Raw genomic sequence first — 19,060 nt, forward strand, 5'->3', positions numbered from 1 at the left:
TCGGTGCGGCACGCGTCACAACGTCAGCGTTGGGATCACGGATTGATACTCATTTTTTCCACCCGACGCGCTGGGGGCAGGGCGTCGGGTTTTTGAAAATCACTGGCAACACTCACTCTCATTTTCAAACCGCAAGGCGGGATCAGACGATCCCGCCGTGCTCGCGTTGTGCCATCGCGGTCAGATCGAGCCGCCGCGTGATCCCGATCGCCTGCAGGAACGCCTCGTCATGACTGACGACGAGCAGCGCACCGTCATAGGCCCTCAGACCCGCCTCCACGGCTTCGATGGAGTCGATATCGAGATGATTGGTCGGCTCGTCCAGGATCAGCAGCGATGGCGGTGTTGATCCGCCCAGCACGCAGGCGAGACCTGCACGGAACAGTTGCCCGCCACTCAGGCTCCCGACGATCTGCAAGGCCGCATCGGCGCGAAACATGAATCGGGCCAGCGCGGCATGACATTCATTGGCACCCGCCTTCGGATTGAGACGCCTGAAATTGTCCAGGATGGAAAGTGCGGGATCGAGCAGGCTGACCTTCTGGTCGAACAGCGCGAAGTCCGGCCTGACCCGCACGGTGCCTGAGAACGGACGCAGCTCGCCCGAAATAAGCTTTAGCAGCGTCGTCTTGCCGGAGCCGTTGGGCCCGACCAGCGCGACGCGTTCCGGGCCGACGACCGCGATCGAGAGATCGCGCAGGACCGGCTGCTCCAGCTGATAGCCGGCACTGACACCATCAAGCCAAAGCACCTCCCTGCCCGCCGGCAGGTTCGTTGCCGGAAGCTTCACCGACAGCGGCTGAAGGATCTCGATGCGCCGGCGCGCGGTGTCAACGGCGTCGATCGCCTCTGCGCGCCGCTTTTCGGCGATCTGCGCATTCTTGCCACCGCTGTCCTCGCTACGGTCCTTGCGTGCGCCGGCGAGAATTCTCGGCATGTCGCCCTTGGCGCGCTTCTTCCGGCCACCGCCGTCCTTGCGCGCCTTCTTCTCCGCGGCGTCCTGCGCCTTGCCGTCGATCTCGGACAGGTGCCGCTCGGCATGCGCGAGGTCGTGACGCACGGCGGCGAGCTCGACGGCCTTCTGCGCGCGAAAGCTGCTCCAATTGCCGCCATAGCGCGTGGCGCCGAGCGATGTCAGCTCGACGATCGCATCCATGGCGTCGAGCAGGCCGCGGTCGTGGCTGACAACGATCGCGCCGCCGCGCCAGGCGGCGAGCAGATCCGTCACGGCCTTGCGTCCTTCACGGTCGAGATTGTTGGTGGGCTCGTCCAGCAGCAGGAAATCGGGCTCGGCGAACACCAAGGCGGCGAGACGAACCCGCGTGATCTGGCCGCCGGAGAGGCGGGACAGATCGGTATCGGGAGACGGATCGAAGCCGAGGCGCGCCAGAGCAGCTTCCAGCCGCGCTTCGAGCGTCCAGTCGATCGCGGCGATCTCGTCGGCCGAGGCATCGCCACGCTCGGCCCGGCGCATCAGCTCCAGCGCCTGCCGCACACCGAACAGGTCGGCCACCGTTGTACCGGCGAGGACTTGCACGTCCTGGCGCAGCAGACCGATGGTGCCGTTGATCAGAACACGCCCGGATTGGGGACCATGGTCGCCTGAGATCGACGCAAGCAGCGTCGTTTTCCCGACGCCATTGCGGCCGACGAGGCCGGTTCGCTCGGCCGCGAATGTCAGATCGATATTGGAGAGGAGAGACCGGCCGTCAGGCGTGGACAGCGACAGGTTCGACAGGACGATAGAAGCAGGCATGGAATTCCCCGTGAGCAAGGCGGATGGGCTTTGCGGTCGGGGTGAAATCCATGGCTGCGAAGGTCCTGATTGAGGAGCTGTCTAACTAGTCCCATCAAGGGGCGAGATCAAGGCACGGCACGGGGGATGACAGCGCCCAATGCGCCGGCGTCCCCTTGCCCGTTGCCATCAACCCTTGAGCGCGGTGACGACCACCTCGATCAGCGCGCCGCCGCCGAGATCCGCGACGCCGACGGTGGCGCGGGTCGGCAGATTGTCGCCGAAGAACTCGGTCCAGGCCGCGTCCATCTCCTTCTTCTTGGAGAGATCCGTGACGAAGATCGAGGTGCTGACGACGCGCGACTTGTCGGTGCCGGCTTCCTTCAGATAGCCGGCGATCTTGCCGAGGATGTTGCGGGTCTGGTCGCCCATCGAGACCGAGGTGTCGTCGGCGATGGTGCCACCGACAAAAACGAAGCCGTTGGCCTCGACAGCGCGATGCATGATGGGCGTGCGGATGCTGCGGGTGATACTCATGATGTCCTCTTGTTGTTAGAGCGTCGTGGGATGGAAGCGGTCGATGCCGAGATCGCCGATGCGGGTCTGGGTGCCGCCGTTGACGATCAGCTCCGCCATCACGGCGCCGGCGCCGGGGCCGAGCTGAAAACCGTGCAGCGAGAAGCCGAACTGGTGATAGAGACCCTTGTGACGGCTGCTCGGCCCGAACACGGGGATATCGTCCTTCATCCTGGCCTCGATGCCGGCCCAGGCGCGGACGATGGTGGCGCTGCGCATCACCGGGAACAGCTCGAACACGGTGCGCGCGCTGGTCGCGAGGCTCTTCCAGTCCAGCACCGTCTCGTTGCGGTCCTGGTAAGGCGTTGCGAGATGACCGCCGCCGATCAGCACGGTGCCGTTGGTGAATTGCTTGAACGAGAGTTTGCGCCCGCGCAGGATCACGACGGGGTCAATGAAGTGCGGCACCCGCGAGGTGATCATCAGCATTGGCGCCACGGTCTCGACCGGAACGGGCTCGCCAAGCGCCGCCGCGATCTTGCCGGCCCAGGCGCCAGCGGCGTTCACCAGCACCGGCGCTGCAAAGCTCTCGGCACCGACGTCGACATACCAGAGACCATCGCTGTACCGGATGTTGCTGGCAGCGACGCCCTCGCGGACGACGGCGCCAAGCTGCTGGGCCTTGCGCCGGAACGCGGTTGTCGTCTGTGCGGGATTGGCCGCGCCATCGCGGCGCGAGACGACGCCCCCGGGACAGGTCTCGGCCACCGCCGGCACGAGGCGTCTCAGTTCGGTCGCGTCGATCAATTCCTCATGCGTGAAGCCAAGCGCGTTGAGCTCGGCCACGCGCGCGCGGCAGACAGCGAGCTCCTCCTCATTCTCCGCGACCAGCACCTGGCCGTAGCTTTCAAAACTGCAATCGTCGTCGAGGAGGTCCTTGATCCTCTCCCAAATTCCCATCGAGCGGATCGACAGCGGGATTTCGGGGATGTGCCGCGCGAGCTGACGCACCCCGCCGGCGTTGACGCCGGAGGCGTGGCGGCCGGCATAATCCTTCTCGATCAGCACCGGCTTCAGGCCGGCAAGACAGAGATGCAGCGTGGTCGAACATCCGTGGATGCCGCCGCCGACGACGATCGCATCCACGTTTGTCGTCATCCGCGCACCACCGCCTTGACGTCGGCTTCGCTCTTCGGAACGGCGGCGAGCTCGGCGAGCGTGATCGGCTTCACCGGCGCGCGCAGCCGGTAATAGCCGATCTCCTGCGGAGTCTTCCCCCGCGCCTGCGCCATCAATTCGGTAACGGTGAGGCCGCAGAGACGGCCTTGGCACGGACCCATTCCGGTGCGGCGATAGGCCTTGAGCTGGTTCGGCCCGGTCGCGCCGATCGCGACGGAATCGAGAACGTCCTTCGCGGTGACCTCCTCGCAGCGGCAGACGATGGTATCACCCGAGGGAATGCGGAACTGCGGCACCGGGCGGAACAGCGTGTCGAGGAACACGCGGCCGCGCTCGGCCCTGGCGAGATCGGAGCGGAGCGTCGCCATCGCCGGAAGTTTTGCAGCAGCCGCAGGCGCTAGTGCTTCCGCAGCTGCGCGCGCCGCGATGCGGCCACGGACCACGGCGGCGTTCGCGCCGCCGATACCCGCACCGTCGCCGGCGATCGCAATGCCGGCTACCGACGAATTGCCACTCGCGTCCAGCACCGGCGACCAGCAGAGCTGCAAATCGTCCCAGCGATGCTCGACACCGGCTGACATCGCCAGGTTGACATTGGGCACGACGCCCTGATGCAGCAGCAGCAGATCGGCAGGAATGGTCTCGCGCCTGCCGCCCGCGACATAGCTCACGCTCGCGAGCTGCCCGTCGCCGACCGCAGCAAGCTCCGTGACTCCGGAGACGACCTGCACCTTCGCCTTCACCTCGCGCATCATCGACAGGCCCTTGGTGAAATAGGGCGAGGTCAGGAACGCGAAGGCGTGCGGGAGCGCTGCGAAATAATTACCGCGCTCGGTGGTGTCGAGAATGCGGTCGATGCGGCCGCCGAGGCGCAAAATCTGCGCGGCGAGCAGCCACAGCAGCGGCCCCTGCCCCGCGATTACGGTGCGACCATCGGGCACCAGCGCCGACGATTTCAGCATCGTCTGCGCGGCACCCGCGGTCATCACGCCGGGCAGCGTCCAGCCGGGAATTGGGAACGGCCGCTCCAGCGCGCCGGTCGCAAGGATCACGCGCCTGGCCTTGACGAAAGCGGACGCGCCGCCGATCGAGACGGCGATATCGAGATTGCGGTCGAGGCTCCAGACCGTGGCGCGATGGATCACCTCGGCATTGCTCGCACGGAGCGACTGCACGAGATCGGCCCCGACCCAATAGTCTTCGCCGAGCTGCTTGCGGTCGGTTACGGGTGTCGACGCGATGGCACGGAACACCTGGCCACCCGGGCCGATATTCTCGTCGAGCATCAGCGTCGAAAGGCCGGCTTCGGCGGAGGTCGCGGCGGCGGCGAGGCCGGCAGGTCCGGCGCCGATCACCACGACATCATAGTCTTCGCGCTTGGGAGCCACAGTCATCGTCCGATCTCCCGCTTGCCCTTCTGGATCTCGACCTGCATACCCTCGGCGACGGGCACGAGGCAGCCCTGGCGATTGCCGACACCGTCGATGGTGACGAGGCAGTCGAAGCACACGCCCATCATGCAATAGGGCAGACGCGGCGCGCCGCTAACGGCCGTGGAACGCCGTGCGTCCTGACCTGAGGCCAGCAGCGCGGCGGAGACGGTGTCGCCCTGGCGCGCAGCGACGGCGACGCCGTCAACGAAGATCTGCACTTGCGGGCGCTTGTCCTGTTCGGATCTCTTGAACATGGGGATGCCTCTAGGCTCCTTCAAAATCTCTAATAGCCGCTGTTGTTCGCCGTGCCCGCATCGCCAAAACGGCTGGCGGAGAACGCGCCGACCAGCTCCGGCTCGAGCGCACCTTGCGCGACCATGCGCGCGATCTCGAACGCGTGGTTGGAGGCGAGCGTCACGCCGGAATGGCAGCAAGCAACGAAGGCGCCGGGATGCGTCTCCGACTGGTCGTAGATCGGAAAGCCGTCCTGCGGCATGACGCGGATGCCGGCCCAGCTCCTGACCACATTGAGCCGCGCGAGATGCGGGAACATGCGCTGGGCGCGATCGGTCATCACGGCGCTGATCGAATGCTTCAGCGCGCGATCGTCGAGCTCGTCTTCCTTGCTGTCGCCGATCATCACCGTGCCCTCGTCGGTCTGGCGGATCGTGGTCAGCGGATGCGGCAGGAACGGCATGGTGCGCTCGGTCACCACGATCTGGCCGCGGGTCGGGCCCATCGGCGCGTAGAGGCCGACCATTGGCGCCAGCGTCTGGTTGGCATTGCCGGCCGCGAGCACGATCTTGGCGGCGCGAACCTCGCCCTTCGGGGTGGTCAGGCGGAATTCGCCGCCGCTCTTGCTGATCGCCGAGACCGGCTGCTCCGGACAATAGTCGATGCCGAACGCCTTGAAGCCGGTGTGGAAGGCGCGAAAGGTGCGCAGCGAATTAACGTGGCCGTCGAGCGGACAATAGCTGCCGCCGGAGACTTCGGGGCCGATCAGCGGCAGTGATTTCTTCACCTCGGACGCCGAGAGCATCTCCATCTTGTAGTCGGCTGCACCGGTCTGATTGTGCATGCGCTTGACCAGATCGGTGCGCTGGCCGAATTCATCGTCGCCGAGCGTCAGATGAAAGCCGCCGTTCTGCTGAAGGCTGACGTCGAGCCCGGTCTGCTGCTTCAGCTCGGACGCGAGCCGGCCCCAGGCTTCCGAAGCCCGCACGGTCCAGCCGGTGTAAGCGGGCATACCGAGCCCCTTGCTCTGGACCCAGACCAGCGCAAAGTTGGCGCGCGAGGCGCGCTTGGTGATATCGCCTTCGTCGAGCACGGCCACGCTCTTGCCGAGCCGGCCGAGGCCCCAGGCAATGGCGGAGCCGAGCAATCCGCCGCCAACGACGGCGACGTCATAGTCTCTGGACATAGGTTCTCCTATCGCCCCGTATCGCCTTTGCCGGCGAGCACACGGTCGAGCCCGTAGAAGCGGTCGAGCAGAATGAGGGCGGTCATGGTCACAGCGATCACGCAAGCCGAGACCGACGTCACCAGCGGATCGATGTTGTCCTGGATATAAAGGAACATGCGCACCGGCAACGTCTCGGTGCCGGGGGCCGCAAGGAAGACGGTCATGGTGAGATCATCGAAGGACTGGATAAAGGCCAGCGCCCAGCCGCTGATGACGCCGGGTAGGATCAGCGGCAGCGTCACGCGGCGGAACAGCGTCAAGCCGCCGGCGCCGAGCGAGACCGCCGCCATCTCGACCGTCCGGTCCATGCCGGTCGCGGCCGCCAGCGTCAGCCGCAGCGCGAACGGAAACACGATGATGACATGCGCGATGATCAGCGCGGCAAAACTGCCGCCGAGCCCGGCCGAGGTGAAGAAGCGCAGGAAGGCGATGCCCAGCACGACATGCGGGATCATCAGCGGCGACAGGAACAGCGCCGCCAGCGCGTCACGGCCGCGGAAGCGATAGCGCGCGATCGCGAGCGCCGCAGGCACCGCGAACAGGAGCGCGATAAAAGAGGACAGCGCCCCGAGCCCAAGGCTGACCCAGAAGGCGTGGATGAATTCCGGATAGTTGCCGATCGCCTTGAACCAGCGCAGCGAGAAGCCGTTGGTCGGCAGCGACAGAAAGCCTTCGGGCGTGAAGGCGACCAGACAAACCACGAGGATCGGCGCCACCATGACGATGACGAAGACGGTGTGAAAGATCAGCGCGAGCGGGCCGTTCTGCCTCATCGGAACACCTCCGCGTAGCGGCGTTCGATCAGCGCGTTGCTGCCGACCACGATGAGCACCAAAGCGACCAGCAACAGCGTGGCAACCGCCGCGCCGAGCGGCCAGTTCAGCGTGTTGAGGAATTCGTCATAGGCGAGCGTTGCCGCAACCTTGAGCCTGCGGCCGCCGATGATCGCGGGCGTCGCAAAAGCGCTGGCCGAGAGCGAGAACACGATGATCGCGCCCGACAGCACGCCCGGCATGATCTGCGGCATGATGATGCGACGGATGATGGTGACCGGACCCGCACCCAGCGACATCGCAGCGTTCTCGATCTGCGGATCGAGCCGCTGCAGCGCCGCCCACACCGACAGCACCATGAACGGCATCATCACATGCGCGAGCGCGACGACCATGCCGGTTTCGGTGAACATGAAGGGAATGGGGGATTTGATCACGCCAAGCGACATCAGCAGCTTGTTGACGAGGCCGTTGTTGCCGCCGAACAGCAGCGCCCAGCCGAGCGTGCGCGCCACCACGGAGATCAGCAGCGGGCCGAGAATGACCAGCAGGAAGATGCTCTTCCAGCGGCCGCTCATGCGGTTGAGGATGTAGGCTTCGGGCGCACCGAGCAATGCGGTGAGCAGCGTGGTCAGGATCGCGATCCTAAACGTCCGCCAGAACATCTCGGCGTAATAGGGATCGGTCGCGATCTCGTGCCAGTTCTTGAGGATGAAGACCGCCTCGATGCCCTTGTACTGGCCCCAATCGTGGAACGACAGCATCACGGTCATCGCCAGCGGAATCAGCAGCACGCCGACGAACAGCATCAAGGCAGGCGCGGTCAGCGCCCATGGCGCCCGCGCGCTGCGCTCCTCGGCGGCCGCGCTCATGCGCCGGCCCTCGCGCGCAGGCTCATGTCCTCCGGCCGCCAGGTCAGACGAACGGCTTCACCTTCGACAGGCTGCGCCGTTCCGTCATTCTGCCGGATCACGATCGCAGGCCCACATTCGCTGTCGCACTGGAACAGCCAGTGATTGCCCTGGAAGATGCGCGTGACAATTTTTGCGCTAAGGCCGGCATCGCCGAAGCCGATGCGCTCGGGGCGAATGCTGACAGTCACCGGGCCGTTAAGCCCAACCGGCGCCGGCGCATTCCAGGAGCCGGCAACGAGTCGCTCGGGCGTCGCGGTCCGGTCGATCGTCCCGGCAAAATCGTTGGTCTTGCCGAGGAATTGCGAGACGAAGGCCGAGGCCGGCTTCTCATAGGTTTCCTGCGGCGTGCCGATCTGTTCGATCTTGCCCTGGCTCATCACCACGATGCGGTCGGACAGCGACATCGCCTCGTTCTGGTCGTGGGTGACCAGGATCGTGGTGGTGCCGATGGTGCGCTGGATCTGGCGCAGCTCGATCTGCATCTCCTCGCGCAATTTGGCATCGAGGTTGGACAGCGGCTCGTCAAGCAGCAGCACGCTCGGCTTGATCACCAGCGCACGCGCCAGCGCGACGCGCTGCTGCTGGCCGCCGGACATGCGGCGCGGATGACGGTCCTCGAATCCGGCAAGGCCCACCATCGCGAGCGCGGCACGGACGCGCTCGGCCTTTTCAGTGCGCGACACGTTGCGCATCTCCAGACCGAACGCGACGTTCTCCGCCGCGGTCATGTGGGGAAACAGCGCATAGCTCTGGAACACGATGCCGAGCCCGCGCTTGGCCGGATGGATCGCGGCCAGATCCTTGTCTTCCAGGCGGATCGCGCCGCGCGTGGGGTCAAGAAAGCCCGCGATCATCTGCAAGGTCGTAGTCTTGCCGCAGCCGGAGGGGCCAAGGAAGGAGATGAACTCCCCCTTGCCCACCGCGAGACTGAAGTCATCGACCACAGTCTGCGCGCCGAATTGCTTGGCGACCCGATCGAGCTCGAGAAAGGCCATGACGCTGTCTCCGCTACGACGACCAGATCAGCGCTCGACCTCACGATTCCAGCGCTTGGTCCACTCCTCGCGCTTCTCGTTGATGACGGTCCAGTCGGGATTATAGAGTTTTGCCGCGCGCTCGCCGATCGGCGCCATCTTGCCGAGCTCCGGCGGCACCACCAGCGATTTCAGCACCGGGCCGTAGCCATAGTCCTTCAGCATCACGAGCTGGATCTTGGGATCGAGCAGCATCTTGACGAAGCTGGAGGCGAGCGGCGAGGCGTTCGGCTTGGTGATCGGACATGCGGTGGTCAGCAGCGTTGCCGCGCCTTCCTTCGGATAGACGAAGTCGACGGGGAAGCCGGTGTTGGCAAAGCTCTGCACGCGGCCGGTGCCCCACACTGCGATCACGGCCTGGCCGGACTGGAACAGCTCGGTCATCTTGCCCGGTGACGGCTCATAGGCGAGCACGTTCGGATTGATCTGCTCCTTGAAGATCTTGAAGCCTGAATCGACGTTGGTCTCGCCGCCGCCGTTCATCTTCGACAGCATCACCAGCGCTTCGAGACCGTAGGTGTTGTTGATCGGCGGGATCACGAGCTGCTTGGCGTATTTCGTGTCCTTCAGGTCGTTCCACGAGGTCGGCGGCGCCCAGCCTTTCTCCGCAAACACCTTTTTGTTGTACATCAGGCCGGTGGCGACGATGCCGATCGCGACCGCACGATCATCCTTGAAGCGGGCAGTGTCGTAGAGATCGGCGGCCGGCAGGCCTTCGAGCTTGCCGCAGAAGCCGAGCTGGATCGCCTGATACATCGGACCGTCGTCGACGATGGCGACGTCGATCTGCTGGTTGCCCTTCTGCGCCTGAAGCTTGGCCAGCGTGTCGGTGGAATTGCCGGCGACGTACTCGACCTTGACGCCGTTCTCCTTCTCGAAGGCCGGGATCACCTCATCGCGGATCGTCTTCTCGAACGAGCCGCCGTAGCCGGCGACATAGAGCGTCTTTTGCTGGGCCGAGACGACCGACGGGGCGGCGATGAGCGCTGCGATGCTGGCCGCGGTCAGAAGGCTGAGAGTCTTCATATGGTCCGATCTCCATACCGGGATGAGGTGACGTGCCGAAAAATCTCTGACTGAGGCGCCATCCGCATTTCCTTCCGCGCAATCCTTCCAAACAGGGCTCCGGCCCCTATTCGGCGGGTTTTGGCGCGATCCGGAGGTTTGAACGCCTCCAATCTGCCGAAAAAGCGGGCTGTCGCCAGTCCTGGTGAAAAAGATCGCAACCTATACTTCCATCGTCCAATGAATAATGGCACCGTCTGCATGCCAAAATGTTATGAATTGGAAACTGGATGGCGCGGATCAATTCGCGGCAGGTCGAAGCCTTCCGGGCGATGATGCTGACCGGAAGCGTCACCGAGGCGGCGAAGCTGATGGCGGTGACGCAGCCGGCAGTCAGCCGGTTGCTGCGTGACTTCCAGGCGTTGCTGAAGACCGAGTTGTTCGAGCGGCGCGGCACCGGCCTCATGCCCACTGCTGCGGCGACTGCACTTTACACCGAGGTCGAGCGTTCCTTCGTCGGCCTTGAACGGATCACGGCAGCAGCCGAAGAAATCCGCGGCCGGCGCACCGGGTCGCTGCGCATCGCAGCACTGCCGGCGCTGTCGAACGGCTATCTGCCGCGTCTCACCGGACATTTTTTGAAGGAGCGGCCGAACCTCAACCTCGCATTCTTCGGCGTGATCTCACCGATCGTGGTCGATTGGGTGCTCAACAATCAATGCGACGTCGGCTTTGCCGAGGTGCCGATCGTCCATTCCGGCCTGCCGAGCCTGCGGCTGCCGGCGCTGGCGCGCGTCGCAGTGCTGCCGACCGGGCATCGCCTCGCGGAGAAGGAAGTGCTGGAGCCCGGTGATTTCGAGGGCGAGACCTTCATCTCGCTCTCGGCGGGATCGGCGAGCCGCCATCTCGTCGACCAGATCTTCCACCGCCACGACGTCCGCCGCGTGCTGCGGGTGGAGACCGCGCTGTCGGAGATCATGTGCGGCATGGTGTCGTCCGGGCTCGGAGTCGCGATCTGCGATCCCTTCACCGCCGAGGAGTTTTCGACGCGCGGCATCGTCGTGCGCCGTTTCCTGCCGCGGATCGACTTCGAGTTCTCGGCCGTTCTTCCCGCACAGCGCAGCGCCTCGCCGGTGGCGCTGGACCTCGTCGAGACCGTGCGCAAATCGCTCGCCGAGTTCGAGAACGAAGCAGCGCTCAGCCGTTGAACGCAGCTTGCGCTTCCGGCAGGTCCCAGATCTTGCCGATTGCGGCGGTGCCTGCCGCCGTGATCGCGGCCTCGTCGGCACCGAGATAGCGGCCGGCGTCGACCAGCATGCGGCCGTCGACCATGACCTGGTCGATATTGGCGCGGTTGGCGAGCGCGATCAGCGCGCGGCGCGGATCGAACAGCGGCTGCAGATGCGGGTGGGTGAGATCGACGACGGTGAGATCGGCTGTGGCGCCCGGCTCGATCCGGCCGAGATCCGGCCGCTTGATGACGTCGGCGGCAACAGCTGTATTCGCCTCGATCAACTCGGGCGAGTTAGCGACATCGGCGCGCTGCGACGTGACCTTGGAAATCAGCGACGCCGCATTGAGCTCACCGAGCAGGTCCATGTTGTAGCCGTCGGTGCCGACCACGGTGCGGACGCTGTGCTCGGCAAACCGGCTGAACGCCGCGGTGACGCCAGCGCGCGCGAACACGCGTGGGCAATTCAAGACGGTCATGCCACGCGCGGCCATCAGCTTGAGATCGTCATCGCTGCTGAACATGCAGTGCGCCGCCATCAGATCCGGCGCCAGCAGGCCGAGCCAGTCCAGATATTCTGCCGGCGTGCGGCCGCCATAGCGCTTGCCGATGGTCTCGACCTCGGCGCGGCTCTGCGCCATATGCGTCGTGATGGGCACGCCGAGCTCGCGCGCTCGCGTGGCGCAGGCCTTCAGCAGATCGGGGCCGCAGGTGTCGGTGGCATGCGGGCTCATCGCGAGATTGATGCGGCCGTCGCCGCGATTGTTCCAGCGCTGGTAGAGCGCATCCCACGTCGCCATGTCGGCAGTGCCGTCGTCGCCGGAATAGCGCACCACGCCATCAGCGCCGGCCTTGGCGTCGGACGTCGAGAACAGATAGGGCGCGCCGTAGAAGCGGATGCCCATCTCCTCGGCGGCGTCGAACATTTCCGGAATCGAATTACGGAACGGCTCCATCACCGTAGTCGCGCCGCCCTTCAGCAGCTGAAGGATGCCGAGCCGCGCCACCGCCATCCGCTCCTCCGCCGACAGAATATCAGCGCCGCGTTTCGTCAGCGGCAGCAGCACCGTGTAGACGATGCTCTGGTTGTTCCTGCGGCCGTTGCCGTCCTCGGTATGGCTGCGCGCCACCGCTTCCGAGAAGCAGTGATTGTGCAGGTTCAACAGGCCCGGAAGGACAAAACGGCCGGGACGGTCGTAGACTTGGTCCGCACGCGGCTTGCTGCGCGTGATTGCGGCAATCCTTTTGCCTTCGACCAGGACCCAATGGTCGCGCAACACGTCCTGCGCGCCGTCTTTCCGTGACAGCACATAGCTGCCGAAGATTGCCGTGGTGCTCATGCGGGGCGTACGTTCCAGAAGACGGCGGTGCCGTCGAGAATGCCGGTGATGGCTTTGCGATAGGCGGTCGGCTGCTTGTACAGGCCGATCGGAATATACGGGATTTCGTCGAACGCGACTGCCTGGATCTCGCGGCAGATGCGCTGCTGTTCCGCGAGCTCGGAGGCCGCCAGCCACTGGCTGCGCAAGGCCCCCATCTTCTCGCTCGCATACCAGCCGGCGACCTTGCCTTCGCCGCGGATGTTGGTGTTGCCGGCGGGGTTGAGCCAGTCGATGCCCTGCCAGTTGCCGACCGCCGCACTCCAGCCGCCCTGCCCGATCGGGTCTTTCTTCAACTGGCGCTGCAGCACCACCGCGAAATCCAATCCGGCATATTCGACGTTCATGCCGGCCTTGCGCAAACTATCCACTGCGATCTCGCCGAGCGGCTTTTGCGCCAGCGAGTTGGTGGGGACGAGCACCACGATCTTCTCGCCATTGTAGCCGGCGGCCTTCAGGTCGGCCTTGACCTTGGCGTAGTCGCGGGGCCCGCGGAACACGTCGAGGCCGACGTCGCTCGCCATTGGCGTGCCCGGCGCGAAGTAACCGATCGGCGACACCTGGAAAGCCGGATCGACGCCGGCCACTGCCGTCATGAATGCGGACTGGTCGATCGCGCCCAGCAGCGCGCGGCGGACGGCCGGATTGTCGAATGGTGGCTGCAAATGATTGAGGCGCAGCATGCAGGCGTAACCGCGGGGATCGAGGATGCGCGTGTCGATGTCGCCGGCGGCTTTGATGATCGGCAGCAGGTCGTGCGGCGTGGTTTCCTGCCAGTCCTGCTCACCGGTCTGGAGTGCCGCGACGCCGGTGCCGGCGTCGGGCGTAGTGGTCCAGACCACGCGGTCGTAGTGCACGATCTTCGGACCCGCGGTCCAATCCGGCTTGCCGTCGGTGCGCGGCTGATAGCGGTCGAATTTGGCGTAGGCGTTGCGGGCGCCCTGCACGCGCTCGTCGGCGAGGTAGCGGAACGGACCGCTGCCGATGACTTCGGTCAGCGGCTTGAACGGATCCTGGCTCGCCAGCCGCTCCGGCATCATGAAACAGGGATTGATCGCGGCCTTGCCGAGCGCCTGCGGCAGCAGCGGAAACGGTCGCTTGAGGCGGAAGCGGATGGTGCGGTCGTCGGCAGCCGACAGCTCGGCGGTCGCCTCCAGCAACTCTCCGCCAAAGCCATCACGCGCGGCCCAGCGGCGGATGCTGGCGACACAGTCGCGGGCCAGCACGCGCTCGCCGTCGTGCCAGAACAGGCCGTCGCGCAGGCTGAGGTCCCACTGGAGCTGGTCCCCGGAGATCGCGTGGCCCGACAGCATCTGCGGCGAGACCTGGAGCGAGGAGCTCATGCCGTAGAGCGTGTCGTAGACCATGAAGCCATGGTTTCGCGACACCTGCGCGGTCGAATAGATGGGATCGACGAAGGCGAGGTCGATGACGGGGATAAAGCGCAGCGTGGATTGGGATTCGGCGCGGACGAGGCCCGGCAGCGACAGCGCAGGCACGGTGGCGGCAGCCTTGAGGAGCGAACGGCGGGAGATAGACATTACAAGGGCTCCTGAAGAATATTACGTGTTCAACAAGACCGCGCCGATCGCGGCGGCCACCGCCTGCTGCGCCGGCTCGATCACGGGAACGCCGATCGCATCCGCAATCGCTGCGCGGTGCGAGGCCATGCCGGCGCAGCCCATCACCACGACATCGGCGCGGCATTGCGTGATCAGCGCCCGGCCGGCTTCGATCAACCGTCCGCGAATGTCCGCACCCGCCGTCTCGGCCGCGCTCGCGCCGACTGACCAGCTTCCGGCATAGCGGCTGTCGACGCCCATCACCCGCGCCATGCGCTGCTGGCGGCGGATGCTCGACGGTGACAGCGCGATGATGCCGAACCGCTCGCCCAGCATCAGCGCACGGAAGATGCCGCATTCGGCGATCCCCAGCACCGGACGCGTACCCGCCGCCTCGCGCACCGCATGCAGGCCGGGATCGCTGAAGCAGGCGAGCACGAACGCATCGGCATCGTCGCGCGAGACGCGATTGACCAGCGGCATCACCACACTGTCGGCGTCGCGCTGCGAGCTGATGCCGGGCGGCCCCTCGGCAAGACCGACCACCTCGATATCAGGCCCGCCACTGATCCGCAGCGGCGCGACCGCGTCGTCGATCGCCGCCGTCACCGATGCCGAGGAGTTGGGGTTGATGACGAGGATGCGATGACGGGTCATGGGACTGCTCAGCGGTTACCGGCTTCGTGGCGCAGGAAGTTCTCCGCGATCTTCTCGCCGGTCGTGATCCAGACGTCCGGGCACGATTTTGCGTAGGTCAGGAACTCGCGCAGCAACCGCAGCCGCATCGGACGACCGCTGCATTGCGGATGCAGCACCGTCGTCACCATCGCACCCCAGTCCCTGGTCTCGTCGAGCTCGTCCTTCCAGATCGACAGCACGTGCTCCCTCGGGAAGATCGAGCGCGGGCTGAAGCGGGCGGAGAGGCCGTGCATCCAGTCGTCATAGCTCGCGGTGACAGGCAGCTCGATCGTTCCGGGCTTGCCGTCGGCGAGACAATGGCGATAGGGCCGCACATCGTCGCGGAACGAGGACGTGTAGACGATGCCGTGACGCACGAGTGCGACGCGCAGCTCCTCGGTGAATTCGCCATAGGGCGCGCGATAACCGGTCGGCCTGACGCCGAGCCGGCGCTTCAGCGCCTCGAAGCCGCGCTCCAGCTCCTCCTCGATCCAGGGATCGCCGGGATCTGGCAACAGATGATGATAGCCGTGATGACCGATCTCGTGGCCGGCCTTGAGAATCGATTCAGCCATCGCCGGATGCGCATCGACCGACCAGCCCGTGACGAAGAAGGTCGCCTTGAGATCGAGCTGGTCGAGCAGCTCCAGGAGCTTCGGCGTGCCGACGCGCGCTTCGAAGCCGCCATAGCTCATGGTGATGAGCCGCTGCGCGTGCACGGCATCCTTGCTGGTCCACGCGCTCTCCGCGTCGACGTCGAACGACAGGAACATCGCCGAATTGTACGGCTTCGGCCAGGGATATTCCGGCGCGGGGTCCGCGGTGTTGGCCGGAATGAGCGGGATGCTCTGGAGTGCCTTACTGTCCAGCATTGATGGTCGCCTTTTCGAGTGCGTTGTCAGTCAGTTTCCATTTGGCAAGCAGGCTCTTGTAGCTGCCGTCGGCGATCAGCGCGTCGACGGCCTCCAGCATGGCCTGCTGAAGCGCCTTTTCCTTGACCGGGAGCGCGATGCCGATGAACTGCTGCGCAATGGGCGTGCCGACCGGCGTATAGGCGCCGGGCTCGAGGTCCATGATATAAGGCAGCGTCTCATTGCCCTGCACGGCGGCATCGATGCGGCCTTGCTTGAGCTGGGTGCGGGCATCGGCCGAACCGTCGGTGCCGACGAAGACGACCGGCGTGCTGCCGCAGCTCTTTTCGCTCCAGGCATTGATCATCGCCGGGAACATGGTGCGGCGGCTGGCGCCGACCTTCTTTCCGCAGAACACCGTCATGTCCTTGAACTCGGCTGCGCGCGACTGCTGCACGAAAAAGTGGGGCCCCGTACGGAGATAGTCGACGAAGGTCGCGGTCTCATGCCGGCTGGCATAGTCGGTGAAGCCGGACAGGATCGCATCGACGCGACCAGTCGAGATCGACGGCATGAACTGGTCGAAGCTGGTCTCCTGCCATTCGAACTTGACGCCCAGCTTCTTGCCGATGGCATCACCGAGATCGATGTCAAATCCGGTAAGCGTATTGGTGGCGGGATCGCGGAATTCCATCGGCGGATAGTTCGGCACCAGCGCCACCTTGATGCTGCCGCGCTTGGCAATCTCCGCCGGCAGCTCGATCGCAATCGCCGATACGCTCATGACGCCCAGGAATGCAGCCGCAACGAAAAGTCTCTTCATCAACACGCCCCCGATGTTAGATAACTGCCGAAAGAAATGCCTTGGTGCGCTCCTCGCGCGGCGCGCCCAATACGTCCGAAGCGCGGCCCTGCTCGACGATCGCGCCCTGGTCCATATAGACGACGCGGTCGGCGACCTCGCGGGCGAAGCCGAGTTCGTGCGTCACCACCATCATGGTCATGCCGCTTCGCGCCAGTTCCTTCATGACCGCAAGCACCTCGCCGACGAGCTCGGGATCGAGTGCGCTGGTCGGTTCATCGAACAGCATCAGCATCGGCTTCATCGCGAGCGCCCGCGCAATCGCCACGCGCTGCTGCTGGCCGCCGGAGAGCTGCGCCGGATACGAGTCCGCCTTGGCGGACAATCCGACGCGACGAAGCAGCTCGATGGCCTCGGACCGCACCTCATCGGATTTGCGGCCCTGAACCTGAAGCGGTCCCTCGGTGATGTTCTCCAGCGCGGTCTTGTGCGGAAACAAATTGAAGCGCTGGAACACCATGCCGGTCTTCAGCCGTTGCCGCCCGATCTCCCGCTCGCTGAGGCGATGGAGCCGCCCGCTTTGCTCTCGTACCCCAAGCAATTCGCCGTCGAGCCAGATGCCGCCGGCATCGATCGCGGCGAGCTGGTTGATGCAGCGGAGCAACGTGGTCTTGCCGGAGCCGGAGGCCCCGATCAGACACATCACCTCGCCGGGCCAGACGTCGAGCGAGACGCTTTTGAGAGCCTGGAACTCTCCAAAATTCTTGCTGACGGAGCGGATCGCGACGAGGGGCTTTGTCATCGGGCGAACTGCAATGTGCCGCGGGCAAAACGGCGTTCGAGCAGCATCTGGAGCGGCGTCAGGATCGAGACGACAAGCAGGTACCAGAGCCCGGCGACGATCAGCAGCTCGATGACGCGGGAATTGGCGTAGTAGATGTTCTCGGCGTTGTGCAGCAGTTCCGGATACTGGATCACGCTCGCGAGGGACGTGGCCTTGACCATGCCGATGAACTCGTTACCGAGCGGCGGGATCACCACGCGCATCGCCTGCGGCAGCACGATCCGCCGCAGCGCGCGCAGCCGTCCCATGCCGATCGCCTGCGCCGCCTCATATTGCCCGATGTCGACCGACAGCATGCCGGCGCGCATCACTTCGGAGGTGTAGGCGCCCTGGTTGATGCCGAGCCCGAGCAGCGCGGCGAGGAACGGCGTCATGACGTCGACGGCGCGCGCGCTCCACAGGCCGGGAATGCCGATGGTCGGAAACACCAGCGCGAGGTTGAACCACAGCAACAGTTGCAGGATCAGGGGCGTGCCGCGAAATAGCCAGGTGTAGCCGGCCGCCACCGTCTTCAGCACCGGATTGGGCGACAGCCGCATGACTGCAACGACGATGCCGAGGAAGATGCCGAGCCCCATCGCCAGCACCGCCATCACCATGGTGTTGACGATGCCTTCGAGAATGACCTTTACGGTCAGGAAGCGGCTGACATAGGACCATTCGATCTGCCCGCCGGCGAAGGCGCGCACGATCGCGGCCAACACGAGGATGATCAGGGCCGCGCTGAGCCAGCGGAACCAGTGCGGCTCGCGCGCGATCCGCATCCCCGATAGATCGGGGAACCCCTCCGCGAGTGCCGGCGCCGGCTTCATTGCGGCGCCGCGTTCAGCATGGGCTGGGCCACCGCGTTGGCACCCAAGCCCCATTTGTCGAGAACGGCCTTGTACGAGCCGTCGGCGATCATTGCGGTGAGCTTCTCCGTCACCACTTCGCGCAAGGCCAAATCGTCCTTGCGGAACATGATGCCTTGGTAGCCTTTGGCGAAGGGCTCGCCGACGACGCGGTATTTGCCGGGCTCCTGCGTCTGCGCATAAGGCAGCGTCTCGCTACCCTGCACGGCGGCGTCGATGCGGCCCTGCTTGAGCTGGTTGCGGACGTCGATCGAGTTCTCGCCCGGGACGTACTGAATGGCGGGCTTGCCGGCCGGTTCGCAATTCTGCTTGCTCCACTTCTCGATCTCGACCGGGAAGCTGGTGCTGCGGGTGGTTCCGACTTTCTTGCCGCAGAGATCGATCGCGTCCTTGGCGGCGTTATCCGCCATGACGAAGAACTGCGGACCGGTCCCGAGATAGTCGACGAAATCGGCGGTCTCGCGCCGCGAAGCGCGATCGGAGATGCCAGAGATGATGAAATCGGCCCGCTTGGTCTGAAGCGACGGGATCAGCTCGGCGAACGGCGTCTCGCTCCAGACGATCTTGACGCCAAGGCGCTTTGCAAGCTCGTTGGCGAGATCGATGTCGAGCCCGACCAGTTCGTTGGTCGCGGGATCGCGATATTCCATCGGCGCGTAGGTCGCGTTGACGGTGAGCTTCACTGTGCCCGCCTGCTTGATCTCCGCCGGAAGTTCGGCCGCCTGCGCGGACGTGACGGCAGCCAGTGCTGCGAAACCGAGGAAGTGCGAGAGGCGTGTCATGTCAGCTCCTTTGCCAACTGTTTGCCGGT

The 19,060-nt window shown here is 65.1% G+C and carries 19 protein-coding genes; 1 reads left to right on the plus strand and 18 read right to left on the minus strand.

Annotated features, from left to right (window positions below):
• Nucleotides 1-142 precede the first annotated feature (142 nt).
• The 10 genes from AB7532_RS31040 to AB7532_RS31085 all read right to left on the minus strand — a co-directional run bounded on the left by AB7532_RS31040 (nt 143) and on the right by AB7532_RS31085 (nt 10,072).
• Nucleotides 143-1,756 (minus strand): ABC-F family ATP-binding cassette domain-containing protein, encoded by a 1,614-nt coding sequence (locus AB7532_RS31040; protein ID WP_441238473.1) that lies wholly within the window; start codon nt 1,754-1,756, stop codon nt 143-145.
• A 168-nt stretch (nt 1,757-1,924) separates the two neighbouring features.
• Complete coding sequence (locus tag AB7532_RS31045) at nt 1,925-2,272, minus strand: RidA family protein (RefSeq protein WP_085401813.1); 348 nt, start codon at nt 2,270-2,272, stop codon at nt 1,925-1,927.
• Nucleotides 2,273-2,287: 15 nt separating this feature from the next.
• Nucleotides 2,288-3,409, minus strand: coding sequence for an NAD(P)/FAD-dependent oxidoreductase (locus AB7532_RS31050; RefSeq protein WP_441238474.1), 1,122 nt, complete (start codon nt 3,407-3,409; stop codon nt 2,288-2,290).
• Nucleotides 3,406-4,824 carry an NAD(P)/FAD-dependent oxidoreductase gene (locus tag AB7532_RS31055; RefSeq protein ID WP_441238475.1) on the minus strand — a complete coding sequence of 473 codons (1,419 nt, stop codon included), beginning with the start codon at nt 4,822-4,824 and terminating at the stop codon, nt 3,406-3,408. Before AB7532_RS31055 ends, AB7532_RS31050 begins: the two co-directional genes overlap by 4 nt.
• Entirely contained in the window at nt 4,821-5,117 is a 297-nt protein-coding gene (locus AB7532_RS31060) for a (2Fe-2S)-binding protein (RefSeq protein WP_441238476.1), read from the minus strand. Before AB7532_RS31060 ends, AB7532_RS31055 begins: the two co-directional genes overlap by 4 nt.
• A 29-nt stretch (nt 5,118-5,146) precedes the next feature.
• The gene (locus tag AB7532_RS31065; protein ID WP_441238477.1) at nt 5,147-6,283 is read right to left on the minus strand and encodes an NAD(P)/FAD-dependent oxidoreductase; all 1,137 of its coding nucleotides are present in this window, start codon (nt 6,281-6,283) and stop codon (nt 5,147-5,149) included.
• Between the two features lie 8 nt (nt 6,284-6,291).
• Nucleotides 6,292-7,098 carry an ABC transporter permease gene (locus AB7532_RS31070; protein WP_441238478.1) on the minus strand — a complete coding sequence of 269 codons (807 nt, stop codon included), beginning with the start codon at nt 7,096-7,098 and terminating at the stop codon, nt 6,292-6,294.
• The gene (locus tag AB7532_RS31075; RefSeq protein ID WP_441238479.1) at nt 7,095-7,970 is read right to left on the minus strand and encodes an ABC transporter permease; all 876 of its coding nucleotides are present in this window, start codon (nt 7,968-7,970) and stop codon (nt 7,095-7,097) included. Before AB7532_RS31075 ends, AB7532_RS31070 begins: the two co-directional genes overlap by 4 nt.
• Nucleotides 7,967-9,007, minus strand: a complete 1,041-nt coding sequence (locus tag AB7532_RS31080) for an ABC transporter ATP-binding protein (protein ID WP_441238480.1) — start codon at nt 9,005-9,007, stop codon at nt 7,967-7,969. The genes AB7532_RS31075 and AB7532_RS31080 overlap by 4 nt, the downstream gene beginning before the upstream one ends.
• A 27-nt stretch (nt 9,008-9,034) precedes the next feature.
• Nucleotides 9,035-10,072 (minus strand): ABC transporter substrate-binding protein, encoded by a 1,038-nt coding sequence (locus AB7532_RS31085; RefSeq protein WP_441238481.1) that lies wholly within the window; start codon nt 10,070-10,072, stop codon nt 9,035-9,037.
• A gap of 269 nt (nt 10,073-10,341) precedes the next feature.
• Here AB7532_RS31085 and AB7532_RS31090 point away from each other — a divergent pair, with 269 nt between their 5' ends.
• Complete coding sequence (locus AB7532_RS31090) at nt 10,342-11,259, plus strand: LysR substrate-binding domain-containing protein (RefSeq protein WP_441238482.1); 918 nt, start codon at nt 10,342-10,344, stop codon at nt 11,257-11,259.
• Here AB7532_RS31090 and AB7532_RS31095 read toward each other — a convergent pair.
• From AB7532_RS31095 to AB7532_RS31130, 8 genes are read right to left on the minus strand one after another with little or no spacing between them, the layout of a single operon-like run.
• A complete protein-coding gene (locus AB7532_RS31095) occupies nt 11,249-12,622 on the minus strand; it encodes an amidohydrolase family protein (RefSeq protein WP_441238483.1) in 1,374 nt (457 codons plus the stop codon). The two genes, AB7532_RS31090 and AB7532_RS31095, sit on opposite strands and share 11 nt — an antisense overlap.
• Nucleotides 12,619-14,202, minus strand: coding sequence for an ABC transporter substrate-binding protein (locus AB7532_RS31100; protein WP_441238484.1), 1,584 nt, complete (start codon nt 14,200-14,202; stop codon nt 12,619-12,621). The genes AB7532_RS31095 and AB7532_RS31100 overlap by 4 nt, the downstream gene beginning before the upstream one ends.
• 21 nt (nt 14,203-14,223) lie before the next feature.
• Entirely contained in the window at nt 14,224-14,880 is a 657-nt protein-coding gene (locus AB7532_RS31105; protein ID WP_441238485.1) for an aspartate/glutamate racemase family protein, read from the minus strand.
• A gap of 8 nt (nt 14,881-14,888) precedes the next feature.
• On the minus strand, nt 14,889-15,773 hold the full coding sequence (locus tag AB7532_RS31110; RefSeq protein WP_441238486.1) for a polysaccharide deacetylase family protein: 885 nt from the start codon (nt 15,771-15,773) through the stop codon (nt 14,889-14,891).
• Nucleotides 15,760-16,575, minus strand: coding sequence for an ABC transporter substrate-binding protein (locus tag AB7532_RS31115; RefSeq protein ID WP_441238487.1), 816 nt, complete (start codon nt 16,573-16,575; stop codon nt 15,760-15,762). Before AB7532_RS31115 ends, AB7532_RS31110 begins: the two co-directional genes overlap by 14 nt.
• 16 nt (nt 16,576-16,591) lie before the next feature.
• Nucleotides 16,592-17,356, minus strand: coding sequence for an amino acid ABC transporter ATP-binding protein (locus tag AB7532_RS31120; protein WP_441238488.1), 765 nt, complete (start codon nt 17,354-17,356; stop codon nt 16,592-16,594).
• The gene (locus AB7532_RS31125; RefSeq protein WP_441238489.1) at nt 17,353-18,210 is read right to left on the minus strand and encodes an amino acid ABC transporter permease; all 858 of its coding nucleotides are present in this window, start codon (nt 18,208-18,210) and stop codon (nt 17,353-17,355) included. Before AB7532_RS31125 ends, AB7532_RS31120 begins: the two co-directional genes overlap by 4 nt.
• Complete coding sequence (locus tag AB7532_RS31130) at nt 18,207-19,031, minus strand: ABC transporter substrate-binding protein (RefSeq protein WP_441238490.1); 825 nt, start codon at nt 19,029-19,031, stop codon at nt 18,207-18,209. Before AB7532_RS31130 ends, AB7532_RS31125 begins: the two co-directional genes overlap by 4 nt.
• Nucleotides 19,032-19,060: the final 29 nt, after the last annotated feature.

The sequence above is a fragment of the Bradyrhizobium sp. 930_D9_N1_4 genome, assembly GCF_052076015.1.
Classification (GTDB): domain Bacteria; phylum Pseudomonadota; class Alphaproteobacteria; order Rhizobiales; family Xanthobacteraceae; genus Bradyrhizobium.